Source organism: Streptomyces kurssanovii (genome assembly GCF_040677245.1).
Lineage (GTDB): Bacteria > Actinomycetota > Actinomycetes > Streptomycetales > Streptomycetaceae > Streptomyces > Streptomyces kurssanovii.
In genome coordinates, this window is the sequence record NZ_JBFAQK010000053.1 from 31,076 (window position 1) to 51,000 (window position 19,925).

The 19,925-nt window shown below is 72.4% G+C and carries 18 protein-coding genes; 12 read left to right on the plus strand and 6 right to left on the minus strand.

Annotated features, from left to right (window positions below; genetic code table 11):
• Nucleotides 1-332: 332 nt before the first annotated feature.
• On the minus strand, nucleotides 333-1,337 hold the full coding sequence (locus AB0K36_RS27490) for a maleylpyruvate isomerase family mycothiol-dependent enzyme (protein ID WP_364599494.1): 1,005 nt from the start codon (nucleotides 1,335-1,337) through the stop codon (nucleotides 333-335).
• Nucleotides 1,338-1,396: 59 nt separating this feature from the next.
• On the opposite strand from AB0K36_RS27490, the gene AB0K36_RS27495 reads away from it, so the two are divergent.
• The 5 genes from AB0K36_RS27495 to AB0K36_RS27515 all read left to right on the plus strand — a co-directional run bounded on the left by AB0K36_RS27495 (nucleotide 1,397) and on the right by AB0K36_RS27515 (nucleotide 7,334).
• Nucleotides 1,397-2,212, plus strand: a complete 816-nt coding sequence (locus AB0K36_RS27495; protein ID WP_364599496.1) for an SGNH/GDSL hydrolase family protein — start codon at nucleotides 1,397-1,399, stop codon at nucleotides 2,210-2,212.
• Between the two features lie 70 nt (nucleotides 2,213-2,282).
• A complete protein-coding gene (purB, locus tag AB0K36_RS27500) occupies nucleotides 2,283-3,725 on the plus strand; it encodes an adenylosuccinate lyase (protein WP_364599498.1) in 1,443 nt (480 codons plus the stop codon).
• Nucleotides 3,722-4,288 (plus strand): G/U mismatch-specific DNA glycosylase, encoded by a 567-nt coding sequence (mug, locus tag AB0K36_RS27505; RefSeq protein WP_364599524.1) that lies wholly within the window; start codon nucleotides 3,722-3,724, stop codon nucleotides 4,286-4,288. The genes purB and mug overlap by 4 nt, the downstream gene beginning before the upstream one ends.
• 662 nt (nucleotides 4,289-4,950) lie before the next feature.
• Complete coding sequence (locus AB0K36_RS27510; protein ID WP_364599500.1) at nucleotides 4,951-5,616, plus strand: lytic polysaccharide monooxygenase auxiliary activity family 9 protein; 666 nt, start codon at nucleotides 4,951-4,953, stop codon at nucleotides 5,614-5,616.
• 152 nt (nucleotides 5,617-5,768) lie between these two features.
• On the plus strand, nucleotides 5,769-7,334 hold the full coding sequence (locus AB0K36_RS27515) for a PQQ-dependent sugar dehydrogenase (RefSeq protein WP_364599502.1): 1,566 nt from the start codon (nucleotides 5,769-5,771) through the stop codon (nucleotides 7,332-7,334).
• A 54-nt stretch (nucleotides 7,335-7,388) separates the two neighbouring features.
• Here the strand turns inward: AB0K36_RS27515 and AB0K36_RS27520 are convergent, their stop codons facing one another.
• A complete protein-coding gene (locus tag AB0K36_RS27520) occupies nucleotides 7,389-7,826 on the minus strand; it encodes a hypothetical protein (RefSeq protein WP_364599504.1) in 438 nt (145 codons plus the stop codon).
• Nucleotides 7,827-7,967: 141 nt separating this feature from the next.
• Here AB0K36_RS27520 and AB0K36_RS27525 point away from each other — a divergent pair, with 141 nt between their 5' ends.
• Nucleotides 7,968-9,125, plus strand: coding sequence for an ROK family transcriptional regulator (locus AB0K36_RS27525; RefSeq protein ID WP_189470017.1), 1,158 nt, complete (start codon nucleotides 7,968-7,970; stop codon nucleotides 9,123-9,125).
• Nucleotides 9,126-9,238: 113 nt separating this feature from the next.
• Here the strand turns inward: AB0K36_RS27525 and AB0K36_RS27530 are convergent, their stop codons facing one another.
• Complete coding sequence (locus tag AB0K36_RS27530; RefSeq protein ID WP_364599526.1) at nucleotides 9,239-10,003, minus strand: GntR family transcriptional regulator; 765 nt, start codon at nucleotides 10,001-10,003, stop codon at nucleotides 9,239-9,241.
• A gap of 248 nt (nucleotides 10,004-10,251) precedes the next feature.
• Nucleotides 10,252-11,145 carry an RNA polymerase sigma-70 factor gene (locus AB0K36_RS27535; protein WP_364599506.1) on the minus strand — a complete coding sequence of 298 codons (894 nt, stop codon included), beginning with the start codon at nucleotides 11,143-11,145 and terminating at the stop codon, nucleotides 10,252-10,254.
• A gap of 203 nt (nucleotides 11,146-11,348) precedes the next feature.
• Between AB0K36_RS27535 and AB0K36_RS27540 the strand changes: the two genes are divergently transcribed.
• Complete coding sequence (locus AB0K36_RS27540) at nucleotides 11,349-12,179, plus strand: alpha/beta fold hydrolase (protein ID WP_364599508.1); 831 nt, start codon at nucleotides 11,349-11,351, stop codon at nucleotides 12,177-12,179.
• A 222-nt stretch (nucleotides 12,180-12,401) separates the two neighbouring features.
• Entirely contained in the window at nucleotides 12,402-12,752 is a 351-nt protein-coding gene (locus AB0K36_RS27545) for a hypothetical protein (RefSeq protein ID WP_364599510.1), read from the plus strand.
• A 74-nt stretch (nucleotides 12,753-12,826) separates the two neighbouring features.
• Here AB0K36_RS27545 and AB0K36_RS27550 read toward each other — a convergent pair whose 3' ends face one another.
• Nucleotides 12,827-13,018 carry a hypothetical protein gene (locus tag AB0K36_RS27550; RefSeq protein WP_364599511.1) on the minus strand — a complete coding sequence of 64 codons (192 nt, stop codon included), beginning with the start codon at nucleotides 13,016-13,018 and terminating at the stop codon, nucleotides 12,827-12,829.
• Between the two features lie 140 nt (nucleotides 13,019-13,158).
• Here AB0K36_RS27550 and AB0K36_RS27555 point away from each other — a divergent pair, with 140 nt between their 5' ends.
• Together AB0K36_RS27555 and AB0K36_RS27560 are read left to right on the plus strand one after the other, a co-directional pair.
• Nucleotides 13,159-14,742, plus strand: a complete 1,584-nt coding sequence (locus tag AB0K36_RS27555) for an alkaline phosphatase D family protein (RefSeq protein WP_364599513.1) — start codon at nucleotides 13,159-13,161, stop codon at nucleotides 14,740-14,742.
• Nucleotides 14,743-14,925: 183 nt separating this feature from the next.
• On the plus strand, nucleotides 14,926-16,329 hold the full coding sequence (locus AB0K36_RS27560) for a GNAT family N-acetyltransferase (protein ID WP_364599515.1): 1,404 nt from the start codon (nucleotides 14,926-14,928) through the stop codon (nucleotides 16,327-16,329).
• On the opposite strand, the gene AB0K36_RS27565 is transcribed toward AB0K36_RS27560, so the two are convergent.
• The gene (locus AB0K36_RS27565; RefSeq protein WP_364599517.1) at nucleotides 16,247-17,464 is read right to left on the minus strand and encodes a trans-sulfuration enzyme family protein; all 1,218 of its coding nucleotides are present in this window, start codon (nucleotides 17,462-17,464) and stop codon (nucleotides 16,247-16,249) included. The genes AB0K36_RS27560 and AB0K36_RS27565 overlap by 83 nt on opposite strands.
• Nucleotides 17,465-17,523: 59 nt before the next feature.
• Here AB0K36_RS27565 and AB0K36_RS27570 point away from each other — a divergent pair, with 59 nt between their 5' ends.
• A complete protein-coding gene (locus tag AB0K36_RS27570) occupies nucleotides 17,524-18,012 on the plus strand; it encodes an Lrp/AsnC family transcriptional regulator (RefSeq protein WP_364599518.1) in 489 nt (162 codons plus the stop codon).
• Between the two features lie 79 nt (nucleotides 18,013-18,091).
• Nucleotides 18,092-19,780 (plus strand): DUF885 domain-containing protein, encoded by a 1,689-nt coding sequence (locus AB0K36_RS27575; protein WP_364599520.1) that lies wholly within the window; start codon nucleotides 18,092-18,094, stop codon nucleotides 19,778-19,780.
• The last annotated feature ends 145 nt before the right edge of the window (nucleotides 19,781-19,925 follow it).

Below are 19,925 nucleotides of genomic sequence, written 5' to 3' on the forward strand. Positions count from 1 at the left end.
GGTCGCGCCTGCGGCGGGCTGTTCCCCTACCCGCCCCTTCCCGAACCGGGGCAGGCCCCGGACCCCGTGCCGCCCTGCGGGCGGCGTACCGCGCTCCGCGCGGTGCCCTCAAACGCCGGGCGGGCTGGAATGCCGCTGCGCGGCATCCAGCCAGGCCGGCGGCGGAGCACTTCAGCCCCGCCGGCGTTTGAGGCGCGGGGGTCCGGTGGGGGTCCCCCCACGCCGCCAGGCGTAGGGGGAGGAGCCCCCGAAACACCGCGCGGAGCGCGGTGGCGGGTCCGGGCGGAGCCCGGTTCGGGAAGGGGCGGGGTGGGGAAACGCCCGCGCAGCGGCTACATCGACGTGGAGCCCAGCCACGCGTCCAGCACCGCGCCCCCGCCCCGGACCGTGAAACGGTCCTCGTCCGGCCGACGGCGGCCGTAGACGAGAAGCAGGAGGTCCCCCACGTCGGCGGTCACCGTGACGTCGGCCGCCTCAGAGGTCGCGGTCCACGAGAAGCCCGCAGCGCCGAACCTGATTCTCCAGGCCGCGCCGGTGTCCCGGGCGATCAGCCGGACCGAGCCGCCGGGCAGTGGCGACAGCCGCTCCGTGATCCAGGTGCGGCAGGGCAGGTTCTCGAGGAACTCCGCGATGCCGTCCGCCGCCGTGCCCGGCTCGACACGGGGTTCCTGCCCGAGGGCCAGTTGCGCGTCGGCGCAGTGGATCACCGCCTCGAAGAGCAGCCGCCGCGGGTAGAAGGCGACCCGCTGGTCCGCGCCGTAGGACCACATCGGCAGGTCAGGGTCCACCGTGCGCAGGGTGCGCAGGGAGATCTCCGCGCCGCGGGCCATCCACTGCGGATACGCCGACGGCTCGTCCGGCAGGTCGAGGGGCACTTCGCGCGCCTGGACGCGCTCGGTGGCACGGGTCCGCACGACATGCTCCGCCCAGCGGTGCGTCGCGCCGTGGTGCGTGACCAGATCGGCCAGGGTCCAGCCGGGGCAGGTGGGGACGGGCGTCGCCGGGTCCGCGTCCCGTACCGCCGCCGTGAACTCGGCCACGACGTGCGCGATGGACTCGCAGTACCGCTCGTGCTGGTCGTCGTCGAGGCCGAAGCTGTCGGGCACCCGGAGCAGGCTGTCGCGCCAGCCGCCCTCCGGGTGGCGTCCGGCCGCCGCGCGGACGCGTTCCGCGAGTTCGCGGCGGTCCGCGGGAGGAAGCCTGTCCAGCAGGAACGCGGTGGATTCGAGCCACTTCACCGCGGTGTCCGGGTCGAGCACGTCGTCGTCGCAGGTGTCGATCAGGGTCACCACTTCGGCCAGCGATTCGGCCAGCGCGTTGAGCAGCGCTTCACTCACGAAAGCTCCCCTCCGGTACGGAACCGACGGACCCTACCGCACGGTAGGATCGCTGCGCCATGGAGATCAGTGCCAACTACACCAGCTTTGTCGCAGTCGGTGACTCGTTCACCGAGGGCATGTCGGATCTGCTTCCCGACGGCTCCTACCGCGGCTGGGCGGACGTCCTCGCGGGCCGGCTCGCGGCCCGTACCCCCGGCTTCCGCTACGCGAACCTCGCGGTGCGCGGCAAGCTGATCGGACAGATCGTCGCCGAGCAGGTCGACGTCGCCGCCTCGATGAACGCCGATGTGATCACCCTCGTCGGCGGGCTCAACGACACCCTGCGGCCCAAGTGCGACATGGTGCGGGTGCGCGATCTCCTGGAGGAGGCCGTGGAGAAGCTCGCGCCGTCGTGCGGGCAGCTGGTGCTGATGCGCAGCCCCGGCCGCCAGGGCCCGGTGATGGAGCGGTTCCGCCCGCGGATGGAGGAGCTGTTCGCCCATGTCGACGCGCTCGCGGCGCGGCACGGCGCGCTCGTCGTCGACCTCTACGGTTCCGCCGCCCTCGGCGATCAGCGGATGTGGGACGTGGACCGGCTGCATCTGACGGCCGAGGGGCACCGCCGGGTCGCGGAAGCGGTCTGGCAGACGCTCGGCCTGGAGGCCGAGGACGACTGGCAGGCACCGCTGCCGCCGGCGCTCCGGTCGAGCTGGGCGGCGCGGCGGGTCGCCGACGCCCAGTTCGCCCGCCGGCACCTGGGGCCGTGGATCGGACGGCGGCTGACCGGGCGGTCCTCCGGCGACGGCAGGCCCGCGAAGCGGCCCGACCTGCTGCCTTACGAGCCCGACCTGCTGCCTTACGAGCCCTACCGGCCGCCGTCGGCCGGCCCGTGACGCCCTCGTAGCAAGCTACAACCACGGGCGGGGCGCTGAGCTGCGCAAACCCACAGTAGAATCTGCACACGTGACTGCTGTGTCTGCGAAGCCTCGCATCCCCAATGTTCTTGCCGGCCGCTACGCCTCCGCGCAGCTCGCCGTGCTCTGGTCCCCCGAGCAGAAGGTGAAACTGGAGCGTCAGCTCTGGCTGGCCGTGCTGCGCGCGCAGAAGGACCTCGGGATCGAGGTACCGGACGCCGCGCTGGCCGACTACGAGCGGGTGCTCGACCAGGTCGACCTGGCGTCGATCGCCGAGCGCGAGAAGGTGACCCGCCACGACGTGAAGGCCCGGATCGAGGAGTTCAACGCCCTCGCCGGCCACGAGCACGTCCACAAGGGCATGACCTCCCGTGACCTCACGGAGAACGTCGAGCAGCTGCAGGTCCGGCTCTCGCTGGAGCTGATGCGTGACCGTACGGTCGCGGTGCTCGCGCGGCTGGGCAAGCTCTCCGGCGAGTACGCGGAGCTGGTCATGGCCGGCCGCTCCCACAATGTCGCCGCCCAGGCCACCACGCTCGGCAAGCGGTTCGCGACGGCCGCCGACGAGCTGCTCGTCGCCTACGGGCGTCTCGAGGACCTGCTGGGCCGCTACCCGCTGCGCGGCATCAAGGGCCCCGTCGGCACCGCGCAGGACATGCTCGACCTGCTGGGCGGAGACGCGGCGAAGCTGGCCGAGCTGGAGCAGCGCATCGCCGCCCACCTGGGCTTCGGCCACGCGTTCACCTCGGTGGGCCAGGTCTACCCCCGTTCGCTGGACTACGACGTCGTGTCCGCCCTGGTGCAGCTGGCGGCGGCGCCTTCGTCGGTGGCCAAGACCATCCGCCTGATGGCCGGCCACGAGCTGGTCACCGAAGGTTTCAAGCCGGGCCAGGTCGGCTCGTCCGCGATGCCGCACAAGATGAACACCCGCTCCTGCGAGCGCGTCAACGGCCTGATGGTCATCCTGCGGGGTTACGCCTCGATGACCGGCGAGCTCGCCGGCGACCAGTGGAACGAGGGCGACGTGTCCTGCTCCGTGGTCCGCAGGGTGGCGCTGCCCGACGCGTTCTTCGCCCTCGACGGGCTGCTGGAGACGTTCCTGACGGTGCTCGACGAGTTCGGCGCGTTCCCGGCTGTCGTCGCCCGTGAGCTGGACCGCTACCTTCCCTTCCTCGCCACCACGAAGGTCCTCATGGGCGCGGTCCGTGCCGGTGTCGGCCGCGAGGTGGCGCACGAGGCGATCAAGGAGAACGCGGTCGCCTCCGCGCTCGCCATGCGGGAGCAGGGCGCGGAGCGCAACGAGCTGCTGGACAAGCTCGCGGCCGACGAGCGGATCCCGCTGGACCGCGCGCAGTTGGACGAGCTGATGGCGGACAAGCTGTCGTTCACCGGTGCCGCCGGCGACCAGGTGACCGCCGTGATCTCCCGGATCGAGGAGATCGCCAAGCAGCACCCGGAGGCCGCCGCCTACACCCCGGGCGCGATCCTCTGACCCGCCCCACCCCGGCAGAGCTGGAGGCCGCCCGCGACCGCGTCGTCGAAGACGTGGTCGCGGACGGCCTTTCCGTGCTCTTCTGCGGCATCAACCCGGGCCTGATGTCCGGCGCCACCGGACACCACTTCGCCCGCCCCGGCAACCGGTTCTGGCCGGTGCTGCACCTGTCGGGGTTCACGCCCCGACGGCTGCTGCCGTCGGAGCAGCGTGAACTCCTCGACTACGGGCTCGGCATCACCAACGTCGTGGCACGCACGACCGCACGGGCCGACGAGGTGAGCGACGAGGAGTTCCGCGAGGGCGGCCGGCTGCTGGCCGCGAAGGTGGAGCGGCTGGAGCCGCGGTGGCTGGCCGTGGTGGGCGTGACCGCGTACCGCACGGCGTTCGGCGAGCGGGCCGCCCGGATCGGTCCGCAGGAACGGACGATCGGCGGCGCGCGGGTGTGGGTGCTGCCCAACCCCAGCGGGCTCAACGCCCATTGGACGGCGCAGACCATGGCCGAGGAGTTCGCCGAGCTCCGGAAGGCCGCCGGCCGGCCCCGGGGGCCGTCTTCACCCTGAAAGCCCCGACCCGCCGCTGCGGCCGGGCGCCAACACGGCTCGGCGCTGCAGCCGGGCCCGGACCGCCGGTCTACGGCCGGTTCTGGCACCGCCCGGTCTACGGCCGGTTCCGGCACCGCCCGGTCTACGGCCGGTTCCGGCACCGCCCGGTCTACGGCGGGCCCCGGCACCGCCCGCTCTGCAGCCGGGCGTCCGCACGACCCGGTGCTGCGGCACGGACCCTGCACTGCCCGGTCTCCGCACCGCCCAGCCTGCAGCCAGGCTCCCCACACGGGGCCCGGCGCTGCAGGGCGATGGACACGGCGACGCGTGGCCAGGGCGTCCGGCCGGGACGGACGGGCCGGGCGCCCGGGTGCAGACCGCGCGGTGCCGAGACCGGCTGGTGCAGGGGCCCAGCCGCAGACCGGGCCGTGCCGGGGCCCGGCCGCAGTCGGGCGGCGCCCGGCCCGGTACCGGCCCTGCGGCCGGGCACCGGGCACAACACCGCCCCGCGAGCGCCACTTTCGCGCCACGCGGCGCGAGAGTGGCGCAATCAGACGTTGCCGCTCCGCTTGACGAGGCGCAGCCTGTCACGTGTGGGAGCGCTCCCACGATGCCGCGGGAGCGCCCTCACCGTCGGAACCCCCAAGAATCCGGCATTCCCCCACGGAAAGAAGGCGATCATGGATTGTCATGAACACTACATTCGACGCCGTCTGACGCTCGCCCTGACGGCCCTCGTCGCGGCGCTGCTCAGTCTGATCCCCTGGAGCGGCACCGCCGTGGCCCACGGATCGGTCGTCGACCCGGCGTCGCGCAACTACGGCTGCTGGCTGCGCTGGGGCAGCGACTTCCAGAATCCGGCCATGGCGCAGGAGGACCCCATGTGCTGGCAGGCCTGGCAGGCCGATCCGAACGCCATGTGGAACTGGAACGGCCTCTACCGCAACGGCTCCGCCGGAAACTTCCAGGCGGTCGTCCCGGACGGGCAGCTGTGCAGCGGCGGCCGGGCCGAGAGCGGTCGCTACAACTCACTGGACACCGTGGGCGCGTGGAAGACCACGGACGTCGGCTCGAACTTCACCGTCAAGCTGTACGACCAGGCCAGCCATGGCGCGGACTACTTCCTGGTCTACGTCACGCGGCAGGGCTTCGACCCCACCACCCAGCCGCTGCGCTGGAGCGACCTCCAGCTCGTCGCACGCACCAGCAAGTACGCCCCCAGCCAGAACTACTCGATCCCCGTCAGTACGTCCGGCTACAGCGGTCGCCATGTCGTCTACACGGTCTGGCAGGCCTCGCACATGGACCAGACCTACTTCCTGTGCAGTGACGTGAACTTCCGCTGACCTGCCGCTCATCGAGCCGTCCCGCCGGACGCCGTGCGGTCCGGCGGGACCCTACCGCCCCCACGTACCGCGGCGCTCCCGGAGCCGGGGACCGCCGCCGCACGGCGACCTGCCCACCGACCGGAACAAGCACGCTCGCCACTGGAGCCGACATGCCAAGACGCCGCTGGGCAGGGTCCCTTCTGCTCGCCCTCCTGCTGACCGCCCTCACGCTGCTGCCCGCCGCCACGCCCCCGTCCTTCGCGGCGGCTCCCTCCACGCCGGCGGACACCGCCACGCCCAGGACGGCCGGGGCGACGGACACCGCGCCCGTCCCCCTGCCGGCGCTCAGCACGACCACCACCCAGGTGGCCTCCGGGCTGCGACGGCCCACCGCCCTCGCCGCTCCCGACGACGGCACGGGCAGGCTGTTCATCACCGAGAAGCCCGGCACCGTCCGCGTCTACCACCCGGACACCGGCCTGGCCCGGACCCCGCTCCTCGACATCACCGCGGCCATCGACGAATCCGGCAACGAGCGCGGGCTGCTCGGCATCGCCCTCCCACCCGACTTCGCGGACAGCCAGGACCTGTATCTGGCGTACACGGCCCTGCCCGACGGCGCGGTCACGCTCGCCCGCTACCGGCTCGACGAGTCCCGCCTGGAGGTCCTGCTCTCCCAGGATCACGCCGAGTACAGCAACCACAACGGCGGACAGCTCGCGTTCGGCCCCGACGACAACCTGTACTGGAGCATCGGCGACGGCGGCGGCTCCGCGGACCCCCTCCGCGCCGGGCAGCGGCTGGACACCCTGCTCGGCAAGGTCCTTCGCGTCGACGTGAGCCGCGCCTGCGGCCCGCTCCCCTACTGTGTCCCCGACGACAACCCCTTCGTGGGCACCCCCGGGGCCCGCGAGGAGATCTGGCTGTACGGGCTGCGCAACCCGTGGCGGTTCTCCTTCGACAGCGCCGACGGCTCGATGTGGATCGGCGACGTCGGCCAGGGCCGATGGGAGGAGGTCGACCACATCCCCTCCGGGCAGGGAGGGCTGAACCTCGGCTGGTCCTGCTACGAGGGCCTGGAGAGGTTCGACGGCGGCCACTGCGCGCCAGGCGAGACGTACACCGAGCCGGTCTTCACCTACTCCCCCTACACCGGCGGCTGCTCGGTCATCGGCGGCCACGTCTACCGGGGCCGGCAGTACGCGGACCTGGTCGGCGGCACCTACATCGCCACCGACTACTGCTCGTCCACGGTCTGGGCCCTGCGCCCCGACGGCAGGGGCGGCCACGAGCAGGCCGAGATCGGGGAGATGCCGACCCAGGTGACGTCGATCGGCACGACCGCCGACGGAGAGTTCTACGTGGTCAACGACCTGCCCGGCGGCCTGCACCGCGTCTCGTTCCAGCGGGAGGAACCCACCTGCCGCGTGGACCGCACCGTGAAGACCTGGGGCACCGGAACGACGGTCGACCTCACCGTCACGAACACCGGCGGCACGGCGGTGAGCGGCTGGACGCTCGAGTTCCCGCTGGCCCTCGGGCAGAAAGTCGTCTCCGACTGGAACACCGACCTGGCCCAGGGAAGCAACACGATCACGGCGACCGACGCCTCACACAACGCCGCCATCGCCCCGGGTGCGAGCATCACCCTTGGCTACCTCGCAAGCCACACCGGCGACGCGTCGCCGCCACCTCGGTTCACACTGAACGGGGACGCCTGCGCCGTCGGCCGCTGAACCGCCGTCGTCCTCGCCCCGCTCCCGATGCGGGCATGACCTGTGCAGGCCGCCCTAGGGCGGGTCGACGTCGGTGACGACGGCGATCAGCCGGTGCTCGTCCTCGCCCTCGGAGCGTGAGACGCCCACGGCTATCCAGTGGCCCTCGACCCGCCAGAGGTGCAGGTCCTCGACGCGGTGGCTCAGCTCGCCCCACGGCTGAGGGATCGCCTCCCCGCAGATCGTCCCGATGAACACCGACCACAGAGCGAACCACTGGCCCTCCCCCCAACGGCTGCTCAACGCGCCCACCAGCGCCTCGCACTCCGCCTCGTACGGCTCGCGCGACCTGCCCTCCGTACGCTCGGCCGCGTCCAGCCCGTCCGCCGGCGTGCGCAGCTCCGCCAGGTGGTAGCCGGGCCCGCTGTCGCCGAACTCCGACCTGCCGCGCTGCGCCGGGAACGCCCGGCCGCGCAGCAGGTCGATCGCAGCGAGGTGCTGTGCCGTGGTCATGAGTCCATTGAACCGGTAGGCACCGACAGTTGGCACACCGTCAGCCGCCGCACCGGACCCCGGGGGCCCGGCCCGTGGCGCGACGCCCGCCGGCAGCGAGTACGATCCGGCCAACACGGGGCACGAACTGGGAGGACACACGTGGGGCGGCTGACCGGCGGGGACCCGTCGTTGCTGCGGCGCATCAACTCCGCGGTGGTACTTCATTCCCTGCGGGGCGCCGACGCCCCCACACTCACCGACCTGACCAGGATCACCGGACTGTCGCGGCCGACGGTCGAGGGTGTGGTGGAAGGGCTGATCGAGACGGGGCTGGTCGTCGAGTTCGTTCCCGAGGAGGGTGAGGCGCGCAAGCAGGGGCGGCCCGCGCGACGGTTCAGGTTCCGGGCGGAGGCCGGGCATCTGCTGGGCATCGAGATCGGGGCGCACCGGGTGGCCGCGCTGCTGTCGGGGCTCGACGGGCGCATCATCGGGGCCGGTTCACGTGACGTCTCCGAGCGGGCCGGCGCCGACGACAGGCTGGAGCGGGTGCGGGCGGTCGTCGCCGACCTGCTGCGGCGGACCGGTGTGGCACGGAGCGGTCTGCGTGCGGTGGGCGTCGGCTCACCGGGGATCGTGGAGGCGGACGGGACCGTACGTCTCTCCACGGCGCTGCCCGGCTGGACGGGCCTTCCGCTGGGCGAACGGCTGCGCAGGTCGTTCCGGTGCCCGGTGCTGGTGGAGAACGACGCCAACGCCGCGGCGGTGGCCGAACACTGGAAAGGCGCGGCGACGGACTCCGACGACATCGTCTTCGTGCTCGCCGGTCTCAGCCCCGGCGCGGGATCACTCATCGGCGGGCGGCTGCACCGCGGCTACGGCGGGGCGGCGGGCGAGATCGGCGCGCTGCACCTGCTGGGCCGCGACGAGACGCCCGAGAAGCTGCTGTCGACGACCGGGGAGCCGCTGCACCCGCTGGACGAGCAGGCCGTGGCGGACGTCTTCGCCCTGGCCAAGAGCGGCGACGAGGGCGCGCTGGCGGCCGTCGAGCGGTTCAACAAGCGCCTGGTGCACGATGTGGCGGCACTGGTGCTGGCTCTCGATCCGGAACTGGTCGTGATCGGTGGCTGGGCCGCCGGCCTGGACGGGGTGCTGCCTCCGCTGCGCGACGAGCTGGCGCGGTACTGCCTCCGGCCGCCGCGGGTGGCGCTGTCCATGCTGGGCGAGGCGGCGGTGGCGACAGGCGCGCTGCGGCTGGCGCTGGACCACGTGGAGGAGCAGCTCTTCGCCGTCGAGGGCACGGTGACGGCCCGCCGCTGAGTGAGGCGGCACCCCGGGGTGGACCCGGGGCACGTGCGTGATGCGCGGGACGCTGCCCGCCCACGCCCGCCGCCGACTGTTGCGGCGGGGCGGGGTGGAGTGGTTCCGGTGGGTCAGGAGGCGCGGCGCTGCTGACCGTCGTGGCTTATCTCGACGTCCCCGGTGTCGCCGAAGGTGAGGCGGCAGGTGTCGGCGCGGTATGTCGCGACGGACACCGCGGCGGTGCGCCCCTCGGAGAAGTACCGGGTGGTGACGACGAGGACGGGCGCGCCGGGCAGCCGGTCCAGTTCCCTGGCGTCGACGGCGCCCGCGGAGCCGAGTTCGACGGCGCGGTCCTGGCCCTCGAGGTCGAGGCGCTGGAGTTCGCGCAGGACGCTGCGGGCGAGGGCGGGGCCGGAGGGCGCCTCGATGGCAGGGAGGTCGGGCACCGACGAGGACGGCACATAGAGCAGTTCGGCGGCGACGGGCTGGCCGTGGTTCACCCTCAGCCGGCGCACGGTGTGCACCTCTTCGTCCGCCTCGGTGTCGAGCAGCCGGGCGACGGCCGCCGACGGCACGGCCACGGTGCACTCGGCCGCCTGCCAGGCGTCGTGTCCGGTGCCGGGCCAGTCCTGGCGCGAGGTGGTCACGTCGACGCCCACGCGCGGCGGGGCGACGGTCGTGCCGACGCCGCGGCGGCGCTGGAGGCGGCCTTCGAGCTCGAGCTGCTCGAGCGCCTGCCTGAGGGTGGCGCGGGCGACGCCGAATCGGGCGGCGAGGTCGCGTTCGTTCGGCAGGATCTCGCCGACGGTGAAGTCGGTGTCGAGTGCTTCGGCAAGCACGGTCTTCAGGTGCCAGTACTTGGGCTCCTGCACCGGTTCCAACTGCGTGGTCCCCACCCTGATCCTCCGCAATCGCCGTGTCAGCGGCGGCTTTTCCGCGCCCTTGTTTATTAAAGGTTCCTGCACTATCCCTGCGACCATAGGACGGGCCTCCCACTTGGTCAAGACCAATCCTGCGTAGTCACGCTGCGCAGCGGGCCGGATTCGCACAGCGTTCACGCGCCCTTCGTACTGAGTGCCGCCGGGCAGCACAAGACCCCGCGACCGGATAACGGCCACGGGGTCCGACGTGCGAAGAAGGCTCCTCAGTCCCTGTCGGGTCCTGCGAAGGCGACGAGTTTGTCAGGGTTCCGGACGATGTAGACGCATTGGATGCGTCCGTCCAGTACCTCCATCTGCAGGACACTGTCCGGCTTGCCCCCGGACAGGATGAGGATCGCCGGTGCGCCGTTGGCCTCGACGAAGCGGACCTCGGCGTCCGGAACCGGCTGCTGCGAGATCGCGACGAGGAAGCGTCCGACCTTGTCCGCGCTCTGCATGACGCGCAGAGGCGCCTTGGTCTTGCCGCCGCTGTCGCCGACCAGCCGGACGTCCGGGGCGAGGATGGAGAGCAGCCCCTCCAGATCACCGCCCGTGGCGGCGGACAGGAACCGCTCCGTGAGATCACGGCATTCGGCCGGATCCACGTCGTACCGGTGCTTGCGCTCCTCCACGTGCTTGCGCGCGCGCCCGGCGAGTTGGCGGACGGCCGCCTCCGACTTCTCGAGCGTGGTGGCGATCTCGGCGTAGGGGAACCCGAACGCCTCGCGGAGCACGAACACCGCCCGCTCCAGGGGCGAGAGGGACTCGAGGACCACGAGCACGGCGAGCGACACGGATTCGGCGAGCACCGCCCGTTCCGCCGTGTCGGGGACCGAGGGGCCGAAGTCGGTGACGATGGGCTCGGGCAGCCATGGCCCGACGTACGACTCACGGCGGGACTTGACGTGCCGCAGCCGGTCGATCGCGAGGCGGGTGGTGATCCGTACGAGGTAGCCGCGGGGCTCCTTCACGTCGTCGCGCCGGTCGGCCGACCAGCGCAGCCAGGCCTCCTGCACCACGTCCTCCGCGTCGGCGATCCGGCCGAGCATGCGGTAGGCGACGCCGGTCAGCACGGGCCGGTGTTCTTCGAAGAGATCGGTCACGGTGTCTGTTGCCACCCGTCAATCCCATCCGACGCCGGGCCGGCTGTCCAGCAGGTTCCGGTGCGGCGCGCGCTGCACCGGCGCGCGGCGGGCGAGGGAGCGGCGCGTCCCAGCCACGGCAGGGACGGCTCACCCGGCGACCGCCCCTTGAACTCCAAGCTACCGAGCGGTAATTGTTACTGACAGTCTGTCTATCCCAACGCAGGGAGCGTGCAGTCATGGCCGCAGAGATCTCGTTCTCCGTCGAGACCGCCCGGGGCAGCCGCACGCTGTCCGTCACCTACGAGCGCAGGGGCACCGGCGAGCCGCTGCTGCTGCTCCATGGCATCGGCCACCACTGGCAGGCCTGGGAGCCGGTGATGGGGATACTCGCGGCCGACCGCGACGTGATCGCGGTCGACCTGCCGGGCTTCGGCGCCTCGCCCGCGCTGCCGGACGGCGTCCCCTACGACCTGGCGACGGTCTCGACGGTGCTCGGCGCGTTCTGCCGGGCTCTCGGTGTCGAGCGGCCCCACGTGGCCGGCAATTCCCTCGGAGGGCTGCTCGCCCTCGAGTTGGGCCGCGGGAAGCTGGTCCGCTCGGTGACCGCGCTCTCCCCGGCCGGTTTCTGGTCGGAGGCGGAGCGGCGTTACGCCTTCACCACTCTGCGGGCCATGCGGGTGGGTGCACGGTCCCTGCCGCTGCCGGTGATCGAGCGGCTGTCCCGGTCGACGGTGGGGCGTACGGCGCTGGTGAGCACCATCTACGCGCGGCCGGGCCGCCGTTCGCCCGAGGCCGCGGTCGCGGAGACGCGGGCCCTGCGCGGGGCCACCGGCTTCCACGAGACGCTCGCGGCCGGCGGCGGTGTGCTGTTCCGCGACGACATCCGCGACGTTCCCGTCACTATCGGATGGGGCACCAAGGACCGGCTGCTGCTGCGGCGCCAGGGCGTGCGCGCCAAGTACGTGATCCCCCGCGCGCGCCTCGTCAGGCTGCCCGGCTGCGGGCACGTCCCGATGAGCGACGACCCGGCGATGGTGGCGCGGGTGCTGCTCGACGGCAGCGCCTGAGTCCGCCCGACGGCACCGGCCACGGGCACGCCGTACCCGGTCCCGCACCGCGCGGCAGGCCCCCTCGGCGACCGGTGCGGCGGCCGGCGGTGGGCCAGGCGCTCCCCGCGGCATGGAGAATGACCTTGCCCCCGGCGGCCGCACGAGACAGAGGCGGCTTGCGCGGGCGACGAGAGAACGACCCCGCTCGCCCGACGGCAGTGGGACGGAAACGGAGCCGTGATGGATCAGCAGCACTTCTCGGAGATCACCTCGTTCCTCGAGGACCGGCTCCGCCCCCTCTTCGATCCGGAGAACGGCAGTGACCACGGCTTCGGAACGGACGACACCTCCCGTGCCCTGCGTGCGCTGCGCGGTGCCGTCGCGAGTGCGGCGGCCGTGAAGGGGATCTGCGAGCAACGCGCCACGGCTGACGTGGAGTTGCGGCGCGTCATCGACCAGACGCTGGCGCACAACTGGGACCAGCTTGTGGGCCTCGCCCGCCACTGGGAGGACCACCCCGACTTCCGGCCCCTGTTCAAGCGCGGTTCCTGGGACTTCGAGCCCGAGCCCGCCGCGGCAAGCGAGGGCTAGCGTCCCTCGTTCGGATCAGGCCGGGCGCGCGGCGCGGCGGCCTGACGGGGCGGACGCGGCGGCGACGCTTCGCGTCAGGGCTGCCGGCGGCGGAGCGCCATACGCAGTCCGGCGTACGCGAGCACCCCCGCGCCCGCGGCGATCAGGAAGTAGACCCACCACAGGCGGATGTCACCTCCGGGCGTGAGCACCAAGAGGATGACGAGCGTTCCGAGGGCGACCCGGGACGCGCCCGAACCCGCCGACATCTGTTTCCGAGGCTCCATGCCGTTGTTCCTGCCCCGTCGTGACGGCCACGACCCCCCGAAGAAGCGCGGCACGCCGTTCACCCGGCGTTCGCACAACGGACTCGGCCTGCCGCTAGGCATGGCTCGGCACACCGGCCGAACCGCCTGGAGGCGCAGCAATGTCACAGACCCCGCAGAGTTCTCCCCCCGCCCGCCGTTCCGTCCTGCGCGGCACGGTGGGCGCCTCCGCGGCGCTGGCGCTGCCCGCCGTGGGCGCGGCTCCGGCGTTGGCGCTGTCCGGACGGCCGCGTGCGGCCTGGGGTGTGCAGACCGGTGACGTCACGGCCACCTCCGGGCTGGTGTGGGTGCGTTCCGACCGGCCGGCGCGGATGATCGTGGAGACGTCCGCGACCGGGTCGTTCCGGCGGGCCCGCAGGTGGCACGGACCGCTGCTCGGCCCGGGCACGGACTTCACGGGGACGACGGCGTTGCGCGGCCTGCCCGCCGGCGAGCAGGTGCACTACCGGGTCACGCTCGCCGACCCGGACGACCACCGGCGTACCGGCGAGGCGGTGTACGGGACGTTCCGTACCGCGCCGGCGAACCGGCGGCGCGGCGTGCGGTTCCTGTGGTCGGGCGACATCGCCGGGCAGGGCTGGGGCATCAACCCCGACATCGGCGGCTACCGGGCGTACGAGGAGATGCGGCGCCTGGACCCGGACTTCTTCCTGTGCAGCGGGGACACCGTGTACGCGGACGGCCCCCTCGTGCCGAGCGTGACGCTGCCCGACGGGCGGGTGTGGCGCAACGTGGTCACGGAGGAGAAGTCGAAGGTCGCCGAGACGCTCGACGAGTACCGGGGCAACTTCCGGTACAACCTGCTCGACGAGAACGTCCGCCGGTTCAACGCCCAGGTGCCGACGATCGTGCAGTGGGACGACCACGAGGTACGCAACAACTGGTACCCGGGACAGGTCCTCGACGACGCCCGGTACACCGAGAAGGACGTGGACGTCCTCGCGCGGCGTTCGATGCGGGCGTTCGCCGAGTACTTCCCCGTCAGCACGCTCTCCGCCACCGGGCAGGGCGGCGAGGGCCGCGTCCACCGGGTGGTCCACCACGGTCCGCTGCTGGACGTGTTCGTGCTCGACATGCGCACCTACCGCGACGCCAACTCGCCGAACCGGCAGGCGGACGAGGGCGAGGGCATCCTCGGCGCCGGACAGCTCGCGTGGCTGAAGCGGGAACTGGACCGGTCGAACGCGGTGTGGAAGGTGATCGCCGCGGACATGCCGCTCGGACTCGTGGTGCCGGACGGCTCCGCGAATTTCGAGGCCGTGGCGCAGGGCGACCCGGGCGCGCCGCTGGGGCGTGAGCTGCAGATCGCCGAACTGCTGCGCCACATCAAGCACCGCCGGATCACGGGCACCGTGTGGTTGACCGCCGATGTGCACTACACATCGGCCCAGCACTACGCGCCCGAGCGCGGCGCCTTCAAGGATTTCGCGCCGTTCTGGGAGTTCGTCTCCGGGCCGCTGGCCGCCGGCGGATTTCCGGCGAACGCGCTGGACGGGACGTTCGGTCCCGACCGGGTCTTCGTGCGGGCGCCGCAGCGGGCGAACGCTTCACCGATGGAGTCTCCGCAGTACTTCGGGGAGGTCGACATCGACGGCGACAGCGGCGAGCTGACGGTGCGGCTGCGCGCGGAGGGCGGAACTGCTCTCTTCACCAAGACACTTCAGCCTGGGCGTGTCGGCCAGTGAGGGGGTCCGGCCCGGGTCCGGCGGGCACGCGCCGGGACCGAAACCTGTACGTGTTGAACCATGGAAGCGAACACTGCACGCCAGAATCGGCCAAAACCGGCCGATAGCGCTCCAGATCGGCGCTTAACCCATCAGTCACAAAGCGTTCGTGATCACGCAACACCGGTCGGTCACAGTGAAGCCATGACAGATGTGACTTCAGCGAAGAGCGCCCGCCGTCCGCACCACTGGCGGCGGGACCTCGTCGAACTGGCCGCCATGTTCACCGCCGTCGCGGTCGCCGACACCATCGCCAAACTGATCGGGCACACTCCCGACGGGCCGTTCCTGCTCATCGCCTCGGCGGTGACGCTGGCCGCGACGGCCACGTTCCACACATGGTGGGCACGGCGCCACAGTCATGCGCCGCCTCCGGACGCGGCGGCCGCCGAGGCCCCCGCCGCGTCCCAGGAGACCGCCGGGGAGCAGGGCCCCCTCGAGACCGCCCTGTGGCGGATGCGCACCACCGTCCAGGACACCCCCGGCAGCCTCGCCGCCCTGTGCAACGCCCTGGCCGGGCTCGACGTCGACATCCTGACGCTGCAGACCCACCCGCTGGCCGACGGGACGGTCGACGAGTTCCTGCTGCGGGCGCCCGTATCCCTTCAGGCACCGCAGCTCACCCGCGAGATCGCCGCGGCCGGCGGCAGCGGCACCTGGACGGAGCGCGCCGACGCGCACGACCTCGTCGACACGCCCACCCGGGTGCTCGGCCTCGCCACCCGTACCGCCCTGGACGCCGCCGAACTGCCTCTGGCGCTGAGGCAGTTGCTCGGCCGCTGCACCATCCGGTCCCGCCCTGCCGTCTCGCCCACGGGCCGCCCCACCGGCGAGATGCCCCCGGTCGAGGGCGTCCTGGAGGAGACGGTGATGCATCTGCGTGACCCGAACGGCGGCGCGATCACCGTCGAACGCGCCTATCTGCCCTTCACTCCCACCGAGTTCGCCCGCGCCCGTGCCCTCGTCGAGCTCGACGCGCGCCTCGGTCCCCGCATCCCCCGCAGCCAGGACATCCTCACCCTCCCCGAGGGCAACGAGATCTCCGTGCGCCGCGCCGACCAGGACGATGTGGACGCCGCTCTCGCCATGCACGAGCGGTGCTCCGCCCGGACGCTCGAGATGCGGTACCACGGCCCGGTCCGGGACGCGGACCGCTACCTCAACCACCTGCTGAGCCCGCGTTTCGGCCGGACGCTGGCGGTGGAGACGGCCTCCGGCCGGCTCGTCGCCCTCGGCCACCTGCTGTGGGACGGCGACGAGACCGAGGTGGCGCTGCTCGTCGAGGACGACTGGCAGCGCCGCGGCATCGGCTCGCAACTGCTGGAGCGTCTGGTCGGCATGGCGGTCGACGCCGGCTGCGACAGCGTGTACGCCGTCACCCGGTCGTCGAACACCGCGATGGTCGCCGCCATGCGCGGCCTCGGACTGCCGCTCGACTACCAGATCGAGGAGGGGACCCTCGTGGTCACCGCCCGACCGGATGCGGCTCCAGGCCGTCCGCGCTCCCGTCACGAACGGACGGAACGGACCGGGCAGGGCGAGCGCTGAGCGCCTCCGTCAGGTCCCGCCACAGGTCCTCGACGTCCTCGAGCCCGACCGACATCCTCAGCAGCCGGTCGCTGACGCCGGCCGAGCGCCGGTCGTTCACATCGACGATCCGGTGGCTGATGGAAGCCGGGTGCTGGATCAGGGTGTCGACGCTGCCGAGGCTCACCGCCGGCGTGATCAGCCGTACCCCGGCGATCACGTCGTGCGGGTCCCCGTACACCTCGAAGGAGACCATCGCCCCGCCGATGCTCGGGTAGTGGACCCGGGCGACCCGCGGGTCGGTGGCGAGCCTTCGGGCGAGGTCCGCGGCCGTGGTGGACGCGGCCCGCACCCGCACCGGCAGCGTCGACAGCCCGCGCAGCAGCAGGTATCCGGCCATCGGGTGCAGCACGCCGCCGGTCGCGAAGCGGACCTGGCGCAGCTTGCAGGCGAACTCCTCGTCGCAGGCGACCACACCGCCCATCACGTCGCCGTGGCCGCCGAGGTACTTGGTGGCGCTGTGCAGGACCAGGCGGGCGCCCTCTTCCGCGGGGCGCTGGAGCACGGGGGTGGCGAAGGTGTTGTCGACGAGCAGCGGCACCGAACCGCAGGCGTGCCGTACGGCCCGCAGATCCACCTCGGCGAGCGTCGGATTGGCCGGGGTCTCGACCATGACCAGTCCGGTGTCGGGCCGCAGGGCGTCGGCGATACCGGCCGGGTCGGTCCAGGTGACCTCGGTGCCGAGGAGTCCGGCGTTCAGCAGATGGTCGCTGCAGCCGTACAACGGCCGGACGGCGACGACGTGGCGCAGGCCCATGCTCGCCCTCACCAGCAGCACGGCGGTCAGGGCCGCCATGCCGCTGGCGAACGCGACGGCGCTCTCCGTGCCCTCGAGCTTGGCGAGCGCCGTCTCGAACCGGGCCGTGGTGGGGTTGTCCAGCCGCGCGTAGACGGGCGGTCCCTCCGGCCGGGCCCCGGTCGTGGCGAACGCGTCGATCCGCGCGGCCTCGCCGGCTGCGTCGTACGACGGGTAGGTGGTCGACAGGTCGATCGGCGGGGCGTGCACGCCGAGCTCCGCGAGATCCTCGCGTCCTGCGTGCACGGCATCGGTGGCCAGGGCCCGGGTCACGGGCGCGGCCGAGGCTGCGTTCTCCATGGCCGCACTGTGAACAGTTACCGGGAGGTAGCGGATCACCTCCGTGCTACGTTCGGCAAATGGCTGATTCCGTCGCACTGGACCCGATCGATCTCCAGATTCTCCGCCTGCTTCAGAACGACGCCCGGACCACCTACCGGGACCTCGCGGCGGAGATCGGCGTGGCCGCCTCGACCTGTCTGGACCGGGTCACCAGACTGCGCCGCTCCGGCGTCATCCTCGGCCACCGCCTCGCCCTCGACCCGGCACGGCTCGGCCGGGGGCTGCAGGCGCTGCTGTCGGTCCAGGTACGGCCGCACCGGCGCGAACTGATCGGCCCGTTCGTCGAACGTATCCGCGCGCTGCCCGAGTCGCTGGCGCTGTTCCATCTCACCGGCCCCGACGACTACCTCGTCCACGTCGCGGTGACCGACATGGCGGACCTTCAGCGCCTGGTGATCGACGAGTTCACCTCGCAGCGCGAGGTGGCCAGGGTCGAGACCCGCTTGATCTTCCAGCAGTGGGAGTGCGGGCCGCTGCTGCCCCCGGCGGCCCCCACCGGCGGATGATCCACTTCGAGCCGGATGTCAGGCGCCCGGGACCCGATGGTGGTGACGAGCGGCACGTGTTCGTACGAGGATGGGCCCCATGCCAGACATCTCCAGCAGCCCGCTGCCCCGTCAGGTCGCCGACGCCTACGTCGACGCACTCATCGAACTCGATCCGGCCCTCGGTACGTACCTGGGAATCAAGGAAAGTTCCGGGCTCCTCCCCGACTTCTCGCCCGCGGGGACCGAAGCGCTCGCCCGCCTCGCCCGCGAGACCCTGGCCCGGCTCGACGACGCGGAGAAGCTGCCGGGCGCCGACAGCGACGTCGAGCGCCGCTGCGGCCGGCTGCTGCGCGAGCGCCTCACCGCCGAACTCGCCGTCCACGACGCGCAGGAGAGCCTGCGCGCCGTCAGTAACATCCACTCCCCCGCCCACACGGTCCGCGAGACGTTCACCGTCACTCCGGCGGAGACCGAAGAGGACTGGGCGGCGATCGCCGAGCGACTTCGCGCCGTCCCCCGGGCGCTGGAGGGCTACCGGGAGTCCCTCGCCCTCGGCCTCGAGAAGAAGCTCTACGGCGGCCCCCGGGCCACGGCCACCTTCATCGAGCAGCTGACTGAATGGAGCGGCGGCGCCGCCGGCCGCGGCTGGTTCGAGGAGTTCGCGTCCGCCGGCCCCGCCTCGCTCCGCCTCGAACTGGACGTCGCGGCCGGCGCCGCGACCCGGTCCGTGGCGGAACTGCGTGACTGGATGCGCGACGTGTACGCCCCCGCCGTGGCGGACGCCCCGGACACCGTCGGGCGCGAGCGATACGCCCGCTGGTCCCGCTACTTCAACGGCACCGACCTCGACCTCGACGAGGCCTACGCGTACGGCTGGTCCGAATACCACCGGCTGCTCGGCGAGATGAAGAAGGAAGCGGAGAAGATCCTTCCCGGCGCGGGCCCCTGGGAGGCGCTGGCCCACCTCGACGTGCACGGCGAGCACATCGAGGGCGAGGAGGAGGTGCGCGTCTGGCTCCAGCAGCTGATGGACGAGGCGATCGAGGCGCTCGACGGCACCCACTTCGAACTCGCCGAGCGGGTACGGAGAGTGGAGTCCCGTATCGCACCGCCCGGAGGAGCCGCCGCGCCGTACTACACGGCACCGTCGGAGGACTTCTCGCGACCGGGCCAGACCTGGCTGCCCACCATGGGAGCGACCCGGTTCCCCGTCTACGACCTGGTGTCGACCTGGTACCACGAGGGCGTCCCCGGTCACCACCTCCAGCTCGCCCAGTGGGCCCACGTCGCCGACCGGCTCTCCCGCTACCAGTCCTCCGTCGGACAGGTGAGCGCCAACGCCGAGGGCTGGGCGCTGTACGCGGAACGCCTCATGGACGAACTGGGCTTCCTCAAGGACGCGGAACGCCGCCTCGGCTACCTGGACGCCCAGATGATGCGGGCGTGCCGGGTCATCGTCGACATCGGCATGCACCTCGAGCTGAAGATCCCGGCGGACTCGCCGTTCCACCCGGGCGAGCGCTGGACGCCGGAGCTGGCGCAGGAGTTCTTCGGCATGCACAGCGGACGGCCGGCGGACTTCGTGGAGAGCGAACTCACGCGGTACCTGTCGATGCCGGCCCAGGCGATCGGCTACAAGCTCGGCGAACGCGCCTGGCTGCTGGGCCGCGAGAACGCGCGCCGGGCGCACGGGGAGGCGTTCGACGCGAAGGCGTGGCACATGGCTGCGCTCTCGCAGGGGTCGCTGGGGCTGGACGACCTCGTGGAGGAGCTGTCCCGTCTGTGACGGTGGGGGCGGGGCGGGTGGCCGCTGCGCGGGGCGTTTCCCCACCCCGCCCTTTCCCGTAACCGGGGGGGGGGGCCCCCCCCCCCCCCCCCCCCCCCGGCGCCCCCGCCCAGGAGAGAGGGGGGGGGGTAGATGTTGAAAAAGA

Bases quoted from the DNA above. Each gene is read 5' to 3' on its own strand.
- AB0K36_RS27495 (WP_364599496.1), top strand. From the start codon at position 1,397: ATGGAGATCAGTGCCAACTACACCAGCTTTGTCGCAGTCGGTGACTCG.
- AB0K36_RS27510 (WP_364599500.1), top strand. From the start codon at position 4,951: ATGGATTGTCATGAACACTACATTCGACGCCGTCTGACGCTCGCCCTG.
- AB0K36_RS27515 (WP_364599502.1), top strand. From the start codon at position 5,769: ATGCCAAGACGCCGCTGGGCAGGGTCCCTTCTGCTCGCCCTCCTGCTG.
- AB0K36_RS27520 (WP_364599504.1), bottom strand. From the start codon at position 7,826: ATGACCACGGCACAGCACCTCGCTGCGATCGACCTGCTGCGCGGCCGG.
- AB0K36_RS27540 (WP_364599508.1), top strand. From the start codon at position 11,349: ATGGCCGCAGAGATCTCGTTCTCCGTCGAGACCGCCCGGGGCAGCCGC.
- AB0K36_RS27545 (WP_364599510.1), top strand. From the start codon at position 12,402: ATGGATCAGCAGCACTTCTCGGAGATCACCTCGTTCCTCGAGGACCGG.
- AB0K36_RS27550 (WP_364599511.1), bottom strand. From the start codon at position 13,018: ATGGAGCCTCGGAAACAGATGTCGGCGGGTTCGGGCGCGTCCCGGGTC.
- AB0K36_RS27555 (WP_364599513.1), top strand. From the start codon at position 13,159: ATGTCACAGACCCCGCAGAGTTCTCCCCCCGCCCGCCGTTCCGTCCTG.
- AB0K36_RS27560 (WP_364599515.1), top strand. From the start codon at position 14,926: ATGACAGATGTGACTTCAGCGAAGAGCGCCCGCCGTCCGCACCACTGG.
- AB0K36_RS27565 (WP_364599517.1), bottom strand. From the start codon at position 17,464: ATGGAGAACGCAGCCTCGGCCGCGCCCGTGACCCGGGCCCTGGCCACC.
- AB0K36_RS27570 (WP_364599518.1), top strand. From the start codon at position 17,524: ATGGCTGATTCCGTCGCACTGGACCCGATCGATCTCCAGATTCTCCGC.
- AB0K36_RS27575 (WP_364599520.1), top strand. From the start codon at position 18,092: ATGCCAGACATCTCCAGCAGCCCGCTGCCCCGTCAGGTCGCCGACGCC.